General features: G+C 69.0%; 11 protein-coding genes and 4 pseudogenes. 3 read left to right on the forward strand and 12 right to left on the reverse strand.

Annotation, left to right across the window (positions count from 1 at the left end):
* The first annotated feature begins 176 nt into the window (after positions 1–176).
* Positions 177–1,340, forward strand: a complete 1,164-nt coding sequence (locus ACLQ2U_RS30340) for an IS110 family transposase (protein ID WP_425754325.1) — start codon at positions 177–179, stop codon at positions 1,338–1,340.
* 241 nt (positions 1,341–1,581) lie between these two features.
* On the opposite strand, the gene ACLQ2U_RS30345 is transcribed toward ACLQ2U_RS30340, so the two are convergent.
* The 12 genes and pseudogenes from ACLQ2U_RS30345 to ACLQ2U_RS30400 all read right to left on the reverse strand — a co-directional run bounded on the left by ACLQ2U_RS30345 (position 1,582) and on the right by ACLQ2U_RS30400 (position 15,514).
* Entirely contained in the window at positions 1,582–2,307 is a 726-nt protein-coding gene (locus ACLQ2U_RS30345) for a hypothetical protein (protein ID WP_425754326.1), read from the reverse strand.
* Positions 2,308–2,371: 64 nt separating this feature from the next.
* Positions 2,372–3,203, reverse strand: a pseudogene (locus tag ACLQ2U_RS30350) (DUF2201 family putative metallopeptidase); the annotation flags it as partial.
* A pseudogene (locus ACLQ2U_RS30355) lies at positions 3,200–4,095 on the reverse strand (AAA family ATPase); the annotation flags it as partial. The pseudogenes ACLQ2U_RS30355 and ACLQ2U_RS30350, both read right to left, overlap by 4 nt.
* 41 nt (positions 4,096–4,136) lie before the next feature.
* Positions 4,137–4,682 (reverse strand): annotated as a pseudogene (locus tag ACLQ2U_RS30360) (FAD-dependent oxidoreductase); the annotation flags it as partial.
* A gap of 117 nt (positions 4,683–4,799) precedes the next feature.
* Positions 4,800–5,621: a glucose 1-dehydrogenase gene (locus ACLQ2U_RS30365; protein WP_425754327.1), complete on the reverse strand. Its 822-nt coding sequence runs from the start codon at positions 5,619–5,621 to the stop codon at positions 4,800–4,802.
* The gene (locus tag ACLQ2U_RS30370) at positions 5,618–6,805 is read right to left on the reverse strand and encodes a glycoside hydrolase family 2 protein (RefSeq protein ID WP_425754328.1); all 1,188 of its coding nucleotides are present in this window, start codon (positions 6,803–6,805) and stop codon (positions 5,618–5,620) included. Before ACLQ2U_RS30370 ends, ACLQ2U_RS30365 begins: the two co-directional genes overlap by 4 nt.
* 1,241 nt (positions 6,806–8,046) lie before the next feature.
* A pseudogene (locus tag ACLQ2U_RS30375) lies at positions 8,047–8,755 on the reverse strand (IS6 family transposase).
* A 109-nt stretch (positions 8,756–8,864) separates the two neighbouring features.
* Positions 8,865–9,953: a glucose-6-phosphate dehydrogenase assembly protein OpcA gene (gene opcA / locus ACLQ2U_RS30380; RefSeq protein ID WP_425754329.1), complete on the reverse strand. Its 1,089-nt coding sequence runs from the start codon at positions 9,951–9,953 to the stop codon at positions 8,865–8,867.
* On the reverse strand, positions 9,950–11,509 hold the full coding sequence (zwf, locus tag ACLQ2U_RS30385; protein ID WP_425754330.1) for a glucose-6-phosphate dehydrogenase: 1,560 nt from the start codon (positions 11,507–11,509) through the stop codon (positions 9,950–9,952). The genes opcA and zwf overlap by 4 nt, the downstream gene beginning before the upstream one ends.
* Positions 11,506–12,657, reverse strand: a complete 1,152-nt coding sequence (tal, locus tag ACLQ2U_RS30390) for a transaldolase (RefSeq protein WP_425754331.1) — start codon at positions 12,655–12,657, stop codon at positions 11,506–11,508. The genes zwf and tal overlap by 4 nt, the downstream gene beginning before the upstream one ends.
* 240 nt (positions 12,658–12,897) lie before the next feature.
* A complete protein-coding gene (gndA, locus tag ACLQ2U_RS30395; RefSeq protein WP_425754332.1) occupies positions 12,898–14,418 on the reverse strand; it encodes an NADP-dependent phosphogluconate dehydrogenase in 1,521 nt (506 codons plus the stop codon).
* A gap of 331 nt (positions 14,419–14,749) precedes the next feature.
* Entirely contained in the window at positions 14,750–15,514 is a 765-nt protein-coding gene (locus ACLQ2U_RS30400; protein ID WP_425754333.1) for an SDR family NAD(P)-dependent oxidoreductase, read from the reverse strand.
* A 555-nt stretch (positions 15,515–16,069) separates the two neighbouring features.
* Here ACLQ2U_RS30400 and ACLQ2U_RS30405 point away from each other — a divergent pair.
* A complete protein-coding gene (locus tag ACLQ2U_RS30405) occupies positions 16,070–16,813 on the forward strand; it encodes an SDR family NAD(P)-dependent oxidoreductase (RefSeq protein WP_425754334.1) in 744 nt (247 codons plus the stop codon).
* A 380-nt stretch (positions 16,814–17,193) separates the two neighbouring features.
* Positions 17,194–19,065, forward strand: a complete 1,872-nt coding sequence (locus ACLQ2U_RS30410) for an enoyl-CoA hydratase-related protein (protein WP_425754335.1) — start codon at positions 17,194–17,196, stop codon at positions 19,063–19,065.
* The last annotated feature ends 47 nt before the right edge of the window (positions 19,066–19,112 follow it).

The following is a 19,112-nucleotide window of genomic DNA, read 5'->3' on the forward strand; positions in this document are numbered from 1 at the left end:
CTCGGCGAGACGCTCCCACATTGCGGCTGCCCACCGGTGTCATTGGTGTGGCTCTCTCATGGCCTGCGGTCTCGCCGAGCACCGCGCGAGGAGAGGCTGGAAAGGGGTTTGTTCTGCTCGAAGTAGCGGTGCCCTCCTTGCTGACAACTCACCGAGTTCAGCCAAGGGAGGCGCCGATGACCGTGATCATCGGGATGGACCCGCACAAGAGCTCAGCCACCATCGAGGTCGTCGACGAACGCGGCCGGGTGCTGGCGGTGGGCCGCTACGGCACCGACAAGGCCGGCTACGCCGACATGCTCGCCGCCGGCCGCCGGCACCCCGATCGGGTGTGGGCGGTGGAGGGCTGCAACGGCATCGGGAAGCACATCGCTCACCGCCTGGTCCACGACGGGGAGGTCGTGCTGGACGTGCCGGCGAAGCTGTCGGCACAGGTGCGGGTGTTCGCCACCGGCAACGGCCGCAAAACCGATGCGGTGGATGCGCACTCGGTGGCGATGGTGGCGCTGCGCACCCCGAACCTGGTGCGGGTCCAGGTTGATGCGGACCTGCAGGTGATGGGCATGCTCGCCGACCGGCGTGACGAGCTGGGCCGCGCCCGCACCCAGACCATCAACCGGCTGCACCGGTTGCTGCTGGAACTGTTACCCGGCGGCGCGAAGAAGTTCCTGTCCGCGCCGCAGGCCCGCGCGTTGATCGCGACGGTCAAACCCCGCGACGTCGTCGGCAAGACCCGACGCCGCCTCGCCGTCGAGCTCATCGGTGAACTCGAGGGCATCGACAAGAAGATCAAATCAGCGGACAAGGACCTGAAGGCCCTGGTGATCGCCCGTGGCTCGACGCTGATGGACCTACACGGCATCGGTCCCGCCGGGGCCGCCCGGCTGCTGGCCGACGTCGGCGACATCCACCGCTTCGCCGACCGCGACCGGTTCGCCTCCTGGAACGGCACCGCACCCCTGGACGCCTCCTCCGGCGCCCAGCAACGCCACCGGCTCTCCCGCGCCGGCAACCGCCGCATCAACCGCACGCTGCACATCATGGCCGTCGTTCAGCTGCGCAACCGCACCCAAGGTCGCGCCTACTTCGACGCGAAGAAGGCCGCCGGGAAGACCTCGATGGAAGCCATGCGCGCCCTGAAGCGGCGGCTGTCCAACGTCGTCTACGCCCGCATGGTCCAAGACCAGAAACGACGGCAGGTGGCAGGACCGGGAGGGCACTCGGGGACGACTCTGCAATCCAGCGTGACCGACCTGACCCCGGACATCGGCCCTTCGGACAAGCCACTTCCCGGACCCGCCACCAACCACCCTAAACCCCTGGTTCCAGCGGCGCCTTGACATAAAGGGGTGCCAGAAGCGGATGCGCCGCCCAGTCGATGTCACGTCACCGGTTACCGAACGTCACGACGGTCGCTGACCCCTTCCCGCGAAGCTCGCTGAGTCCACTGGTCGGCTCGTGAGAGGTTGGAGCGTCAGGCTGTCTCCGCTCATCTCATCGTCCAACTGCACGACGCTGTGTAGGTTCACCTGCACCTCGCTGTGCACGTTGACCCGTACGCCGACACCGGCGCCCGGTTCCCTACTCGGAACCTGGCCCGGCTTGCCGGCGGCGCAGGGTTCGGATCCACCCCTGGTCAGTATGGCGGGGCACGTTGTAGTGGTCGGCGACAGCCGTCACACTTCCGGCCTGCTGGTAGACCGCTTCGAGATCGGCCGGCGAGCGTCGGTACACCCGCCCCTCGCTTCCGGAGGCCCCGGCTTTCGCGGTCCGTGTGGTCGACTTCCCCGCGGTACTCGTGGCCTTGGCGCCGGCTGCGGCTTTCTCCCTGCCCCCTCGGCTGCGGGTCGCGCCAGCTCCCGAGGCCCGGCTGGCCTTCTTCGCCTCGCTTGCCTTGGTCGCCGGTGACACCTGCTTGGGCACCACGACGTCAGCCGCACCAGCGCCCACAGGGCCACCCGTGGCCGGCTCATCAGTAGCGGCTGTTGCGGCGGTGGCCTGGACTTCCGTCGGCTCGGCGACGGGCTCACCGACGTCCACGGAATCACCGCCGGCGGCCGGAGCGTCGTCGGGTACGGCAATCGGCGGCGTGGTTATCGCCTGTCGCCCGCTGGCGGCGGGCGCGACCGCCCTCAAGAGCAGGTCCAGATCGACCGCGGGGATCTGACCTGGGGTCAGCCCGTCTCCCTGGCCGGCGCGTACCACCAGTTCGGTGATGCGCGGGATAGTGTCGCTCACCTCGACCTTCAGGGTCGTGGTCGCTTGACTGGGATCGTCCGCGGCGACAGTGATGGTGTAGGACCTCATGGAACCATGACCTCCAGTGTGGATGACGTCTGCCGCTTCACGTAGAACGCTCGGCAATGCGACGGATGATGACGCAGACCCGCGGGGGCCGGCGCCGCAACGCCGGCAGGACGACGCCGGGTATGCCGGCGGAGCGCCGCGACGGCCGGCCATAGGTGTAGTCCTCGCCCACGCCGGGCGCGGAGACCGCCGAACGGACCGCCGCTCCCAGTAGTTCCCGCCACGGCTGCGGTGGATGGAACGCCTGCTGCGCCCACCGCCGCCAGCCCTGGGGGACGTTTTCCCCGTCGGGCGGTGATGCCCTCCGCCACCCGGAACCGCACCGCGTCCCGTTCCTGCGGGCTGAGGGCGTGCGCACCGTCCGGTCCGAGGTCCAACTCCCGCTGCAGCCCGTCGGCGCCGCTGCCGCAGTCCAGGCCAGGTGCTGGGTACGCCGCCCGAGCCGGAACTGCCGCAGGTAGTCCTCCATCAGCTGCCCTTGGGGCAGCAGCAGCGAGCTGGGCTCGACGGAGCCTTCGGGGCGGGCCAGCCCGTCGCCGAACACGTCGTCGGTGATCTCGCAGTCCGCGGCGATGTTCATCCGCAGTCGCTCCTCCGGCCCGGTCAGCCCGCGTTCCCACGCGACCCGGTCGCCGCGTCCGTGGTGGTCTCGGAGCAGGTGCGAGACCTCGTGCACCCACACTCCGGCGAGTTCCTCCACCGGGGTCCGGTCCACGAACGCGGGCGAGACGTAGCACCGCCAGTACCGGTCCACCGCCATCGTCGGCACCCGCCGGGACTCGACCACGTGCAGGGGCGAACAGCGCCGCCGCCAGGTAGGGCCGGACCCGGGCGGCGTGCAGTCGGGCGGTGAAGAGCTTGTCCCGGTCGAGCGTCCCGGCGTGGTCCGTGGTCATCGGCTCGCGGCGGCCGCGACCCGGGCCGCCGCCCGGTCGGCCCGCCGCGACAGGGACACCGCCCCGGCGAGCAGCTCGATCGACGCGGGCACGTCCCAGTCCTCCCGGCGCAGCCGGGCGAGGGTGGACGCGGGAACAACCACCAGGTCCGGGGCGCCCGTCTCCAACGCCCGGACCAGCAGCGCCCGGGCCGCGTCCCAGCGGGACCGCTCCGGACGCCGGCGCACCGCCTCCACCACGCCGTCCAGCACGGCCTGGCGCAGATCGCCCCGCTCGGGCAGGACGGCGGCGGCCGGGTCGGCCAGCAGCACCTCGGGGTCGGGCAGGTCCATCCGGTCCAGGCTGGCCAGCAGCTCCAGTCCCGGGCCGTCGCCCACGATGCCTCTGACCAGCATCGACAGGACCTCTCGGGAGGCGTCGGCGGCGGTCGCGAAGGCGATCAGGCGCAGGGTCATCTCCCAGCTGCGGGGCGACGGCCACGGACCGCCGCGGCCGGCCTCACTGGTGCTCAGCCGGTGCACGAGCCCCGGGCGGGCCGACAGGAGTCCGCAAACCGCACGTCGGGCAAAGGTGACGGCCCCCGACAGCCGCTCCGGGTCGAGCCGGGGCAGCGTCGCCCGGGGCCAGGTCCCGCCCAGACCGCGTACGACGACCTCGTGGTCGTGGGTCCACTGCAGGTGGACGAAGCGGTTGGCCAGCGGCGGGCTCAGCTCCCAGCCGTCGGCCGCCGAGGTTCGTGGATTGGCGGCGGCAACGATCCGGACCCGGCCGGCAGGCACAGGCTGCCGATCCGTCGCTCGAGCACGAGGCGGAGCAGAGCGGCCTGCACGGCCGGCGGGGCGGTGGACAGTTCGTCCAGGGACATGAGTCCGCTTCGAGCCCGGCCGAGACGGCGGCGTCCGCGCGGGCGACGATCCGCGGCCCGTATTCGATGAGTGTGACCTGGCAGCCGAAGTCGGCCAGGATCGAGGCGAGCTGGCAGCCGTGTCGGCGGCGCCGATGACGCAGGCCGGGCAGGGTAGTCAGCGTCCGTATGTCCTCGAAGGTCAGGCCCAGCTCGGCGCCCGGGATCGGCAGCCGCGCGGCGCGCCCGCCCACGGCGAGGATGATCGGGTCCCCGGTGAAGGTCCGGCCGTCGGCCGTGGCCAGGGCGCTGGCGTCGACGAACCGCAGGTCGCCGACCTGCTCGGTGAGGTCGACGCCCAGGGAGCGGATGTAGTCGGACAGGTGTTTGCGCTCGTGGGCGTAGTCGGCCACGCGTTGGGCGTTGGCCAGCGTCGCGGCGAGGTCGACCTGCGGCGCCGGGCCACGCAGGCCGAAGGCCTGCCACGAGCTCCGGTCCCGCACCAGCCGCGCGGCGCGGGCCAGCGTACGCACCGGCGCCGGGCCCTCGTTCAGGGCGGTGCCGCCGACCCGCCGCCGCTCGACCAGCGTCACCTGCGCCCCGAGTTCAGCGGCCTTGAGCGCGGCGGCCACCCCGGCGGGACCGCCACGATCACCAACACGCGCATGACGCCGACTCCTCTGTCTACGTCGACGCGGTCATGTCGACCACGACCTTGACGTTCTCCGGCTCGCGCATGGCCTGCTGTCTGTTCATTCGCTCGACCAAGGGGTGCGGAAGTCGGCGAACAGTGACAGGCCACCGTCGATGAAGATCGTCTGGCCGGTGATGTAGGCCGCTTCGTCGGAGAACAGGAACGCGGTGACCGCGGCCATTTCCTCGGCGGTGCCGGCGCGGCCCATCGGGATGTGGGCGCCGATCGTCTCCCGCTCGGCCGGGTCGTCGAGCAGGGCGCGGTTGATCGGGGTGATGGTGACGCCCGGGGCGATCGCGTTGACGCGGATGCCGCGCCCGGCGTACTCCAAGGCCAGGGTTCGGGTCAGGCTCCGCATGCCGCCCTTGCTGACGGCGTAGCCGACGTACTGCGGTTTCGGGATCTCCTCGTGCACGCTGGACACGTTGACGATGGCACCGGATCGCCCTTCGCTGACGAAGTGACGCAGGGCCTGCCGGGCGCACAGGAACGCGCCGCGCAGGTTGACGGCGATAACGCTGTCGAAGTCGCCAGCCGACATCTCGTGGGAGTCGGCGGCGATCTGGATGCCGGCGTTGTTGACGAGGAAGTCGACCCGGCCGTGCTGGTCCACGACCTCCTGGAACATCCGGCCGACGGCGGCCTCGTCGGACACGTCGGCCTTGACCCGCATCGTCCGGGCGTCGGGGTCGCGGCCGGCGCCCGGCCGCGATTCGGCTTCCTGCTCGATCGCCTCCTGGGTGGCGATCGCCCCGTCTGGCCGCGCGTGGTAGTTGATGGCGACGATCACGCCTTCCCTGGCCAGGCGGATGGCAATGGCTTGGCCGATGCCCGTGCCGCCCCCGGTGACGAGGGCGACCTTCCCGTCGAGACCGTTCATGATGCGACCCCGTGGTTCGGACTGCTGTGTGCTGCTTGGGGTGCGCTGCCCGCGCCGTCCAGCGGGGAGCGCCACTTGACCTGCACCATGTCCGGTGTCAGCGGCCGGGCCGCGTTGCGGATCGTGACCATGTGGGTCTCACCCGGGATGAGGTCGAAGTAGTTGTCGTCGTAGCGGGTGTTCTCGTCGGCGACCAGCAGATGCACGAAGAACAGATAGGCCGGTGCCGTCAGCTCGACCTGCAGCGTGTGCTCGTCGGCGGATCGGATGTCGACCGCGGGTTGTGTGTCGCGGGGCAGCTCGAGGTCTTTGATCGCGGTGAAGAAGTGCCGGTTGGCCGGGATGAGGCCGTCCGGCGACCGCACGGCAAGGTAGGTGCCCGGCGAGGCCTGCAGGCGCTGCGGTGCGGCGCGCCATACCGGCTGGCTGGTGGCGGCCGGGACGTCGAGCGCGATCTGCTCCTGCCACAGCGACTCGCCGGCCACCGAGCCATGGTGCAGGTGCAGCACATCGCCTACCGGGTCCTGGGTGTCGTTGGTGATCCAGAGTTCGACGCCGCCGTCGTCAGCTGCCTTGAACGAGGCCAGCACCGGCGCGTAGACCCGTTTGAGGTAGAAGTAGCCGGCCTTCTGGAAGCCGTAGAAGTCCTCCACACTCCAGCGCTGCGTAGGCCAGCAGTCGTTGAACTGCAAGATCAGCGTGCCCGAGCAGTGCGGCATGCGGCGTCGGAAGTGCTCGATACCGAATTTGAGGCCCTCGGCCTGCGCGATCGTGCTGGAGTCGAAGAACTCTTCGAGGTCGCGGGGCAGGCCGGTCGTGGTGACCAGCTGCAGGTCGATCTTGTTCTTGGGGTTGTCCTTGTTGTGGTGGTCCAACGACGGGCTGTGGTGGAACAACTGGTCGGCGGGAACGCTGCGGCGCAGCGTCTCGTAGACCGGGGAGGCGTGAATGCCGAACTCGCTGATGAATCGGCCTGTGTCCTCGGCAAACCCGTTGTAGGCGACCTCCTCGGCCGTGGGGCCTTGGGTGAGCAGCTTGGTGAGGTCGGATTCGTTGGTCATGCCGTGCCACACGGTCCAGTTGTGCGTATCGCCTTCGGACTGGCTGTTGGCGTGCGCACCGCCGTACGGGCTACCCGGCCAGTACGGTTTGTGGCCGTCGAGCTCACGCACGAGGTCGGGCATGGTGCGTTCGTAGGACAGGGCGCCGGGCAGTCACAGGGGTGTCCCTGGAACGAGGCGATCGCGGACTGCATGAAGTAGATCTCGTTATTGCCGCACCACAGTGCCAGGCTCGGATGGTTGCGCAGGCGCAGGATCTGGTCGCGCACCTCTGCTTGTACGTTGTCGACGAAGGCCGGATCTTCCGGGTAGGCCGTAGTGACATGCCGGACGACGCCGGTCGTCTACCAAACGGCGCCCTGCCGAGCGGCGCGCTGCACACTGCGCAATCGGCGACAGGATCTGTTCCCCGTGTTCGTGACGGTCGGGGGTGTGAGGGCTGGGTGAGGCAGGAGGGGGCGGCCGACGGCTTGGCAGCGGGCGACGGCAGCATGATCACGTTGACCACCCGCACGACGCCCGGCGAGTTGGCGGCCGAGCGCCGCACCCAACCCGAGTCCCGTGCAGCCGCGGGCATGCCCTGCAGCGCCACCACATCCTCCTCGACGGAAAGGACAGCCCGAGCCCAGGCGAGCACGAGGCGCCCCACCGTCCTTTACGCAGACTGTCCCACAAACCAGCCCTATCCGGCGTGAATCGGTCCAACTGGCTGGCATCCGGCATCAACGCGCTCAGTGCTGACACGCTGCGGTGGGCGATGTGAGCGGCGCGCCCTCCGGCCGTGTAACCCGCATACGGGCGCCGCCCAATAGCCATTCTCGGGCATCGTGGGAACCCGGCTGTGGCGCCGCCCGGCGAGCGGCCGAGCACCTCAGAGTTCGGCGTGGGGTCGTTTCGGTCGCGCCGGGCCGGTCGGCACACGCGACGACGGGCCGCGGACGAGGAGATGGTCCGAGATTTCCGGGCCATCCAGCCGAGGCCAGGTCCCGTCGAATGACACCGTGACGTAATAGCGCTGGGCGTAGATGTTGTCGCCACAAACGAGCAAGTCGAGCCGCCACACGCCCGGCTCCAGGACGTTGGCCTCGTTTGGCGGCGACGGGCTACCGATCTCAACGAACAGCGGGCAGGGGCCATGCTGCTTGGGCCAGTAGTCGACCGAGGCGAGGTGTGGGCGTACGAGTCCGTGTCCCCAGGTAGGTACGGATGAACGGTCGTACCCGGCTGGGCACGCGAACCTGTACGCCGACACGAGTTCTCGCTCGGTCCGGCATGACGCTCGGAGATCGCCATAGGCCCGTGCCGAGAGGCTCTGTTGCGTTGACGGTTCCCTGGGCACGTTGAACCCGGTATCAGGCTCCGGGTCAGGCCGCTCGGGCGAGTTCGGTGAACGCGGCGGCGATCCGTCGTACCGGTAGAACCTCGATGGCGATCTCGGAGTAGCGGCGTCTCAGGCTTTGCATGAAGGCGTGGCCGGCAATGATCACTTGGGCGGTCTTGTCCGTTCGTAGGCCACGCATGGGTCGTAGCCGGTGTTTCAGCCGGCTGTGGTCGGCCTCGATTGGATTGTTCGCGTACCGCTCGACGTGGTGCCATGCCTGCGGAATCAACTCGTCAAGCACACCGGGGTAGACCGGCGCGGCGTCGGGGACTACCTCGCTCGGTGTCACCTTCAACGTCGACAGTGCCCGTCGGAAGAACCGCCGGGCCGCATCGGCGTCCCGGCGGGCCGAGACGAGCACGTCGATGACCTGCCCGTACTGGTCGACTGCCCGGTACACGTACCGCCACACCCCGTTTACCTTCACGTACGTTTCGTCCACGAACCACCGGTCAGCCGGCGACTGGCGGGCGAATCGGGCCGCGTCGGCCAGCAGCGGCGTGAACTGCTGTACCCACCCGTAGATCGTGACGTGATCGACTACGACCCCGCGTTCGGTCAGCAGCTTCAATGTCGCGGTAGGACAGGTTGTACCGCAGGTACCAGCGGACCGCGACGACGATCACCTCGGCCGGAAAACGAAAGCCGGCAAACGCCGACTTCGGCGGCTGCCAAGAGCGAGAACGAGTCAACGCATTCACAGCTCAAGTCTTCCTCGATCTTGCCCACGCCCGATGCAACAGAGCCAGCGCGCTCCACTCGGGCAGGCGGCTGAGTCGGCCCTCGTCGCGGACCTCGGCGTCAGACGTGGCTCGGCTCCTCGTCGTGATGGCCCCAACTGGCCGGGGCCCTGGTCCGGTTCGCGGCGGCCAGCGTGTGTACCGGCTGTCCCTGCTCGAGCACCGGCAGGTGGTGTTCGTGACCGGCCGGCGTCACGGGAGCACTCTCCACGGTGGTCCCGTTCGTCGGGGCTGGCTCGCCCACGTCGTGCCGTACGGCGGCGGCGAAGATGTCGTCCGGGTCGAGGCGGCGCAGCTCCTCGGCGATCAGGTCGGCTGTCTCCCGCCGCTTCAGGCTGATCCGCCGGTCGGGTTCGCCCGGCATCGAGAGGGTGGCCAACTGGCCGTCCGTCCGCTTCAGCGCGATGTCGCCGACGTGCGTGTGCAGCCGTACGGCGGTGATCCCGGGACCGTCGGAGACCGACTGGCGCACCGGTACCCGGAGCCGGTTGCCGATCCACCGCGCGAGCAGCTCGGCGCTGGGGTTCTCCGCCTCGCCGGTCACCATCGCCGACTGCACGTCGGTCCGGAGCTCGTCGAGCGCGGCGGCCAGGATGCTGCGCCACGGGGTGATCCGGGTCCAGGCCAGATCGGTGTCGCCCGGCCGGTAGGCAGGGGCGCGGAACGCCAACTGCCCGATCGGCGCCTCGGCGGTGGCCGCGTCGGTGATCCGGCGCTGAGCCAGTGCGCCCAGCGGATCCCGGGCCACGTCGTCCGGCCCGCCCTCCGGCCACCAGGCCACCACCGGCGCGTCCGGCAGCAGCAGCGGCAGCACCACCGAGTCGGCGTGCCGGGTCAGCTCACCGTGCAGCCGCAGCAGGACCACCTCGCCGGCGCCGGCCTCGGCACCCACCCGCAGCTCGGCGTCGAGCCGCGACCCGGCCGGCCGGCCGGGTCGTCCCGGGCCGGGCCGCTTGATCACGACGAGGATCCGGGCCGGGTGTTCCCGGGATGCCTCGGCGGCGGCCTTGAGCGCGTCGTGCGCGCCGCCCTCGTCGGTGTCGATCACCAGCGTGAGGACGGTGCCACTGCCCGGCGTGCCGGCCCGGTTGGCCTCTACCAGGGCCTGGTTGATCCGGCTCGATGTGGTGTTCGTCAACTCGATGCTCATGGCCTGCGCCAGCTCCGTCCGTCTCGGGCAAGCATCTCGTCCGCCGCAGTCGGTCCCCAACTGCCGGCGACGTACTGCTCGGGCTTGCCGTGTTCCTCCCAGTACTTCTCGATCGGGTCGAGGATCCGCCAGGACAGCTCGACTTCCTGGTGCCGCGGGAAGAGCGGCGGGTCGCCGAGCAGGACGTCCAGGATCAGCCGTTCGTACGCCTCCGGGCTCGACTCGGTGAAGGATCCGCCGTAGCCGAAGTCCATGGTCACGTCCCGGACCTCGAATGCGCTGCCCGGTACCTTGGAACCGATCCGCATCGTCACGCCCTCGTCCGGCTGGATGCGGATCACCAGGGCGTTCTGCCCCAGTTCCGTGGTCGCCGTGCTATCGAACGGTAGGTGCGGCGCGCGCCGGAAGACCACCGCGATCTCGGTGACCCGACGGCCCAGCCGCTTGCCGGTACGCAGGTAGAACGGCACCCCGGCCCACCGACGGTTGGCGATCTCCAGCTTGATCGCCGCGTAAGTGTCGGTGCGCGAGTCCGGCGAGATGCCCTCCTCCTCCAGGTAGCCGAGGACCTCCTCGCCGCCCTGCCAACCGTGCGTGTACTGGGCGCGTACGGTGTCCCGGCCCAAATCGTCGGGGAGATTGACGGCGCTGAGCACCTTGAGCTTCTCGGCGAGCAGGGCGTCGGGTGAGAAGGAGGCGGGCTCCTCCATCGCGGTCAGGGCGAGCAGCTGCAGCAGGTGGTTCTGGATCACGTCACGGGCCGCGCCGATGCCGTCGTAGTAGCCGGCCCGGCCGCCGATGCCGATGTCCTCGGCCATCGTGATCTGTACGTGGTCCACGTGCGACGCGTTCCAGATCGGCTCGAACATCGAGTTGGAGAAGCGCAGCGCGAGGATGTTCTGGACCGTCTCCTTGCCCAGGTAGTGGTCGATCCGGAAAATCTCGTTCGCCGGGAAGACGTCGTGGACGATCCGGTTGAGCTCCTGCGCGCTGGTCAGGTCGTGGCCGAACGGCTTCTCGATCACTGCGCGGCGCCACGAACCGATCGGGGCGTCGGCCAGCCCGTGCCGCTTGAGCTGCTGCGCCACGTCCGGGAAGGACTTCGGCGGCACCGAGAGGTAGAAGGCGAAGTTGCCGCCCGTGCCGCGCTCCTCCTCGAGCTGGTCCACCGTCGCCTTGAGCTGCTGGAAGGCGGCGTCGTCGTCGAAGTCGCCCCGGACGAAACGGATGCCGGCCGCGAGTTCGCGCCACACCCCCTCGCGGAACGGGGTGCGGGCGTGCCTGGTGACCGCCTCGCGTGCCTGGAGGGCGAACTGCTCGTGTGTCCAGTCCCGCCGACCGTAGCCAACCAGCGAGAAGCCCGGCGGGAGCAGCCCGCGATTCGCCAGGTCGTAGACCGCCGGCATCAGCTTCTTGCGGGACAGGTCTCCGGTCACCCCGAAGATCACTAGCCCGGAGGGGCCGGCGACCCGCGGCAGTCGCCGGTCTGCGGGGTCGCGCAGCGGGTTGACCCAGCCGGCGACCTCCCGCCCCGGCTCGAGAAGCACGCTGCTCATTCGGACGCTCCCTGTCCCGCGAACCTCTTCAGCGCGGCCCCGACGGTGGCGAGCAGGTCGGTCCAGGAGGCCTCGAACTTGCGTATGCCCTCCTCCTCCAGCGTTCGCACGACGTCGTCGTAGGAGATGCCGAGGTCGGCCAGGCTGGCCAGGTCGGCCTGGGCCGCCGGGTAACCGGCGCGGACCGTGTCCCCGATGATCTTGCCGTGGTCAGCCGTGGCGTTCAGGGTCGTCTCGGGCATGGTGTTCACCGTGCCCGGGGCGACCAGTTCGGTCACGTACCGGGTGTCCTCGTAGGCGGGGTCCTTCACGCCGGTCGACGCCCAGAGCGGGCGCTGCGGCCGGGCGCCCGCCGCGGTCAGCGCCGCCCACCGGTCGCTCGCGGCGACGCCCGCCTCGAGATCCCCGAAGACCTCCTGGTACGCCTGGTAGGCGAGCCGGGCGTTGGCGATCGCCGCCTTGCCGCGGGCCGCCTCGGCGGCCTCACCGCCGATCCCGGCGAGCCGCTTGTCGATCTCGGTGTCCACCCGGGAGACGAAGAACGAGGCGACCGATTCGATGGTGGACAGATCGTGGCCGTTCGCCCGGGCCTGCTCCAGTCCGGCGAGGTAGGCCTCCATCACGGCCCGGTAGCGCCGCACGGAGAAGATCAGGGTGACGTTGACGCTGATGCCGGCTGCCAGGGTCGCGGTGATCGCCGGCAGACCCGCCTCGGTAGCGGGGATCTTGATAAGCACGTTCGGGCGGTCCACCAGCCACCAGAGCTGCTTCGCCTCGGCGAACGTGGCCTCGGTGCGGCGCGCCAGCCGCGGGTCGACCTCGATCGAGACCCGCCCGTCGCGGCCGCCGCTCGCGTCGTACACAGGCCGCAGCACGTCGGCCGCGGCCCGGACGTCGGCCGTGGTCAACATCCGGACCGCCTCGTCCGGGGTGACCCCGCGCAGCGCCAAGTCGCGCAGTTGCGCGTCGTACGAGTCGTCCTTGCCGCTTATCGCCGCCTGGAAGATGGTCGGGTTCGTGGTGACCCCCACCACATGCCGGTCACGTACGAGCCCGGCGAGATTCCCCGAGGTCAGGCGGGACCGGCTGAGGTCGTCCAGCCAGACGGCCACTCCTTCTTGGCTCAGCTGCCGTAGTGCGTCGGTCATGTTCCATGCCTTCTCTCTAACGAGGACCACCTGCCACGGGAACCCGCGGTGGCTGGCCCCTCTTCCGCCGCGGGTCACCGCCGCGGCCACCGGCACCTGGTCGAATGCCATCCACATTGATCGCTATTCCGGCTGGGAGCCAGCTCACCTCAGACTCGCCCCGGTCAATCCCGCTCCGGTGCCCGCAGCCGTGCCGGCCAGGTTGTGACGCTCGGCGCGCATGCGAGGAAGGGACCCCTCTCATCCGTTCCGCGGTACCGCAGGGTCCTCCGTGACACCTGGCTGTTCGGGCCAGCCCGGCGTCTCGGTGAGGTCGCCCGCCCACTGGGTGTGGAAGCTGCCATCGGCGTCGACCCGCCGGTAGGTGTGGGCGCCGAAGTTGTCGCGCAGGCCCTGGATCAGGGCGGCCGGCAGGCGGTCCCGCCGCAGGCCGTCGTAGTAGGCCAGCGAGGAGGCGAAGGCGGGAGCGGGAACGCCGGCCTGCGCGGCATAGCCGACCACGCGTCGCCAGCTGGCGACGCTGTCGGCGACGCCCTTCACGAAGTACGGAGCCACCAGCAGCGTCGGAAGGTCGGGGTCGCTGTCGTACGCCTCGCGGATGCGGTTGAGGAAGCGGGCCCGGATGATGCAGCCGCCGCGCCAGATCGTCGCGAGGGCGGCAGGATCGATCTGCCAGCCGTACTCCTCGCTGCCGGCCCGGATCTGGTCGAAGCCCTGGGCGTACGCCACGATCTTCGAGGCGTAGAGCGCCCTACGGACGTCCTCGATGAAGGCGTCCCGGTTGACCGCGCCGGCCGGGGCCTCGCCGCCCGCTTCGGCGTAGGCGCGGGCCGCGGCCGCCCGCTGCTCGGGGTGACCCGAGAGCGACCGGGCGAACGTCGCCTCGGCGATCCCCGTGATAGGCACACCAAGGTCGAGCGCGCTCTGCACCGTCCACCGGCCGGTGCCCTTCTGCTCGGCCTGGTCGAGGACCACGTCCACGAAGGCCTTGCCGGTCCTGGCGTCGACATGCTTCAGGACGTCGGCGGTGATCTCGATCAGGAACGACTCCAGGTCGCCCTCGTTCCAGGTGCCGAAGACCTCGCCGATCTCCGCCGGCGTGGCACCCAGCCGCTCCCGCAGCAGGTCGTACGCCTCGGCGATGAGCTGCATGTCGGCGTACTCGATGCCGTTGTGCACCATCTTCACGAAGTGGCCGGCGCCGTCCGGGCCGACGTGGACACAGCAGGGCACCCCGTCGACCTGCGCGGCGATCGATTCGAAGATCGGCCCGAGCTTGCGGTACGCCTCGGCCGAGCCGCCGGGCATGATGCTCGGCCCGAGCAGCGCCCCCTCCTCGCCGCCCGAGACGCCGGTGCCGACAAAGTGAAGCCCGTGCGCCCGCAGCGCCTCCTCACGACGCCGCGTGTCCGCGAAGTGGGCGTTCCCACAGTCGATGACGATGTCGTCGGGTTCCAGGAGCGGGATCAACTCGTCGATGACCGCGTCGGTGGGGCCACCTGCCTTGACCATGATGATGACGGCGCGCGGCCGTTCCAGCGACGCCACGAAGTCGGCCATCGACTCGCTCGGCACGAAGGTCCCCTCGTGACCGTGCTCGGCGATCAGGCTCCGGGTCCGCACAGGAGTTCGATTGTGTACGGCCACCGCGTAGCCGTGCCGGGCCAGGTTGCGGGCCAGGTTGCGACCCATGACCGCGAGCCCGGTCACCCCGATCTGGGCCGTCGCGCCGCCACGGTTGCTCCCCACGCGTTCCGACATTTGATCACTCTCTTCTCTAGAGCACCTTCGGTGCCGTGATTCAATTTGAGTGCCGACTGTTACGGGCAGTAGCGTCGGCTCCGGTGTGATGCGGTAGTTGTGCGGCGGAAGGCGCTCAAGCGGTTGTCGCCCACGGAGGCATCGGCGGATCTCCTTGATGGGTGAAATCGTTCACCGCCGACGCCTCCGCGTCGTCCCCTCGTCCTTCTGGCAGACCGGCTGGCATCATCCAGCTACGAGTTGTCGGTGTCTGGCATCCGTTCCTCTAACGCGCCGTACCGGGCAGTCGGAGGTCGACCTATCGCAGAACCCAGTCCGTCGTCCCGGAGCGTCAGTTCACGCTCTGTCCACCGTCCACCATCAGGGACTGACCGGTGACGTACGAGGCACGGTCTGACAGGAGGAAAAGCACCACCTGTGCGACCTCCTCCGCCTCGCCGATGCGTCCGAGGGGAATCTTCTCCCCATGGGGGTGGTACTCGGCTCCGTCCTCCGTCCTCGTGATGCCTGCCTCGGTCAGCGGGGTCCGGATGACGGTCGGGTTGACGGTATTCACGCGGATCGCGTCAGGTCCGAGTTCCACCGCCGCCGCGCGGGCCAATGCGGCAACCCCGCCCTTGCTGGCGCTGTAGATCGAAATGCCCCACGTGCCTAGTTCGGCGAACACCGATCCGTTGAACACGATCGAGCCGCCGCCACCTTGCCGCTTCATCTGAGCGGCCTCGGCTTGCAGGTAGAAGAAGGCGCCCTTGAGGTTTCCGTCCACGAGGTGGTCCCACGCCTTCTCGTCCAGTTCGGTCAGGGCTCCGACCGCAGCGGTTCCCGCGTTGTTGAACGCCACGTCCAGCCTGCCGAAGCGGTCAACGATCTGTTGCACGACGCCCACCGCGCCGTGAAAGTCCGTGGCGTCCGCCTTGATGAACAGCGCCTCGCCGCCCGCCTTCGTAATCTCCTCGGCTACCTCCCGGCCGGCATCCTCGCGCCGCCCGGTGAAGGCCACCTTGGCGCCTTCCTTGGCAAGGAGGACCGCACTGACCCGACCGATCCCCGAAGTACCTCCGGTGACCAGCGCGACCTTGCCTTCCAGCAGTCCCATAGTTACTCCACCCCAAAATAAGCTTAGGTTTCTATTCCGATTTGCACCGGGCGCCATGAACCACATCCAGCATGCCGCGCCCTGTGCCGCATCACCTCGTGAGGTGACGTGGGTTTAAGCGCCAGTCGCTGCCGATCGATTCCACAACGGCCATAGCCGATTTCGATAGCGGCCATAGGCAACGCCAATAGCAGACCTAGTCACGCCCCGCGTACCGACTGACCGGCGTACGACCGTGTTGGATGAACCGGTGGTACGGCCAGAAGCGGCTCCGGCACGTCGGGGTCGGGCTCCACGCCAAGCGTTCGACGTCGCCACCGCGATCAGCTCAATTATCCAGGGGGCCATTAGCAGGGTGATGCCGCCGTACTTCCTATGGCGGCCATAAGGTGCGCCAATAGCCACGCTGGAATTCCCTGCTTCCGCGGGTGCTTGAAGTCGTCGGCGCCCTCGTTACGACCCGCGCAGCACCGGCGAAGGGTCTACCCACAGGTGCGACAACAGTCGGACCCGTGGGTACGGGCGTCCTCAACATTCCACGGAAAGGTGTTCCACGTGCAACTGCAAAACCAGACCGCGCTCGTCACAGGCAGCACGTCCGGTATCGGCCGAGAGGCAGCACTCCTGCTCGCCGCGGAAGGCGCATTCGTCATTGTCTCCGGCCGCAACCCCACCAAGGGTGCCGACACCGTGGCTGCAATCGAGGCCTCGGGCGGACGGGCCAAGTTCGTGGCCGCCGACCTCAGCGACCTGGACTCAGTTCGCCACCTCGCCGAAGCGGCCGGAGAGGTTGACATCCTCGTCAACAACGCCGGCGCGTTCCCGTTCGCCCCGACGCTGGAACAGGGCCTGGACACGTTCACGACCCTGGTCGACACCAACATGCGCGGGACCTACTTCCTGACCGCCGCCGTAGCGAAGACGATGGCAGCCAAGGGCGCGGGAAGCATCGTCAACGTCACCACGATCGCAGGCCTCAGCGGTATGGGGGGAACCTCCGTCTACGGCGCGACGAAGGCCGCAGTCGACTCTCTCACCCATACCTGGGCGGTTGAGTTCGGCGGCAGCGGCATCCGGGTCAACGCCGTCGCGCCCGGCCACACGAAAACCGACAACGTGGTCGACATGATCGGCGAGGAGGCCTTCGAGGAGCTGGGGGCGCGGGTCCCGCTGGGCCGCCTGGCTTCGGCGCGGGAAATCGCCGAGGTCATCGTATTCCTCGCCTCGCCAAAGGCCAGCTACATCACCGGCGTCACCCTTCCCGCCGACGGCGGATTCATGGCCCTCGGCATCGCATAGGACCCAGCAGCGCCGCGGGCGATCTCACGTTCCACCCGCTGCACTGCCGCCTCGACCGATCTGGAAGTGCGCCACTTTCCAGGCCCGAATTCGGAAGGGCGCCGTCTCTGTCACGGCGCCCTCCGTTTTCCCTTCAACTCATAAGCACAAATGCGCGCGGCCTACGGACGGCAGCGTGAAACAACGACATAAATGCGCTTCGGCGAAGACGTTGCTGGAGAGACGCGGGTAGCTCTCACGCCCAACGAAGTACGGACACTTGCCGGTCAGGGCCACGAGATTTGTGGTCGAGCACAGCGCCAGAGAAAGAGCGGACCACCCGACCGAGTGTTGCGGGCGCCCGCACAGGCACCAAGCCTGCAGCCTTTGGCGCCGATGTCGTGCCGCAGGTACACCTGTCCGGCTCCGGACGTATGGGGTACGGCCGTGATCGGCTCACGAACCCGCTCAGCCATCCCGGCCCGCTCCGCGGCCTCGCCGATCGCGGTATCCCCGCGTTCTCCCTCGACCATCTGCCTCGCGTCACCCAAGCGCAGCCCATGGACGTGCGCTCCTCGCAGTCCCCCATCGCCGGATACCGCTCGGCGCTCCTCGCAGCCGCACCAGTCAACAAGATCCTGCCCATGATGACGACCGCGGCGGGAACCATCCCTCCCGCACTGGGTGCTGGTGGGCCGGGGCTACAGGCGATCGCCACCGCCCGTCGGCTCGGCGCCGTGGTCCGCACCTACGACATCCGGCAGGCGGCGAAGGAGCGGGTGGTAAGCGTTGGCGGTACCTTCGTGGACCTCCCGCTCGGCGCCGCCGCGGCTGAAACGGCCGGCGGTTACGCCCTGGCGCAAGGGGAGGAGTTCTGCAAGGCGGAGGAGTTCCACGGCCGCCAGCGCGAGGTACTCACCGCCGCGGTCACCGGCTACGACCCCGTGATCGCCACCGCCGAGGTGCCGGACAGGCCCGCTCCTATCCTCCTCACCGGAGATAAGCGCGCCATATGCCGTGGCTCGGTCCTCAGAGGGGCGGATAGCTTCATGATCATCAACCGGATGCCGCGCATGTTCCGCACCAGCAACACCCGCCACAGCGACAGCCTAGGAACCGCTATCACCGATGCGTGGCATCGTCATTCCTCAGCTCTACCCGCCGCCGGCACCCTGGTCATCTTCGGACTACGCCCACCCTCCCCACCGTACAGCTGGTCTCCTGTACGCCGCGCTCGGCAGGGCGGCACCCTGATTCAGAAGGACATCGTCGACTACAGGTGGATTCTCGTCGCCGCCGTCGCCAGCTCCCCCATCGACGGCGCGTGGTCCCCGCAGGCGAACGGTCGCGTGTTGTTTATGGCCGCCATAAGTCGCGTGAAGAGCTCAGTGGGAAACATCCGGCCCGCGGATGACTTACAGCCACTGGCCGGCACATCACCGCGAACAGAACGTTCTGTATTTGTGACGGCGCGTTTGATTCCCATCCGCACTGGTAAGAGAGGCACGACGATGACCCCGGACTACTTCACGCAGTACAAGGAACTCGCCTTCGAACGCACCGACGACGGCGTGCTGACGCTCCGGTTCCACACCGACGGCGGCCCGATCACCTTCACCGGAGGTACCCACGAGGACCTGCCGAAGGCGCTGGAGGCGATCGCGGCCGACGCCGACAACAAGGCGATGATCATCACCGGCACCGGCGACGTCTTCATGGACTCGATCGACGGCAACAGCCTCGGCGAGATTTTCAAGCCAGCGCACTGGGAGAAGATCCGCCGCGAGGGCTCCGAAGTGTTGCAGCGGCTGCTCAACCTGCCGATGCCGGTGATTGGCGTGGCCAACGGGCCCGCCACCGTGCACTCGGAGTACCTGCTGCTCACCGACATCCACATCGCCTCCGAGCGCGCCACCTATGGCGACTTCCCGCACCCCGCCTTCGGCATCACCGCAGGTGACGGGCTGCAGGTCGTCTGGGAGGAGGCCGTCGGCACCGCGCGTTCCAAGTGGCTGCTGTGGACTGGCGAGACCATCGACGCTGCCACGGCTGAGCGGTGGGGCGTCGTCAACGAGGTGCTGCCGCACGACCAGGCGTACGCCCGCGGGCTGGAGATCGCCCGCAAGCTCGCCGCGAAGCCGCGGCTGTACCGATCGCTGCAGAAGCAGACCCTCAACCAGCGGCTGCTACGCCGTCTCGCCGAGGGCGTACCCTACGGCATGGCGTTGGAGGGCCTGACCGCCGCCGACCTGGCCTACCAGCAGCAGAGCTGAGCCCGCCCTACCCCTGCCCGGAGCTGGGGCGTGTGGCCACATCCGCA

The sequence above is a fragment of the Micromonospora sp. DT47 genome (assembly GCF_049844475.1).
Taxonomy (GTDB): Bacteria; Actinomycetota; Actinomycetes; order Mycobacteriales; family Micromonosporaceae; genus Micromonospora.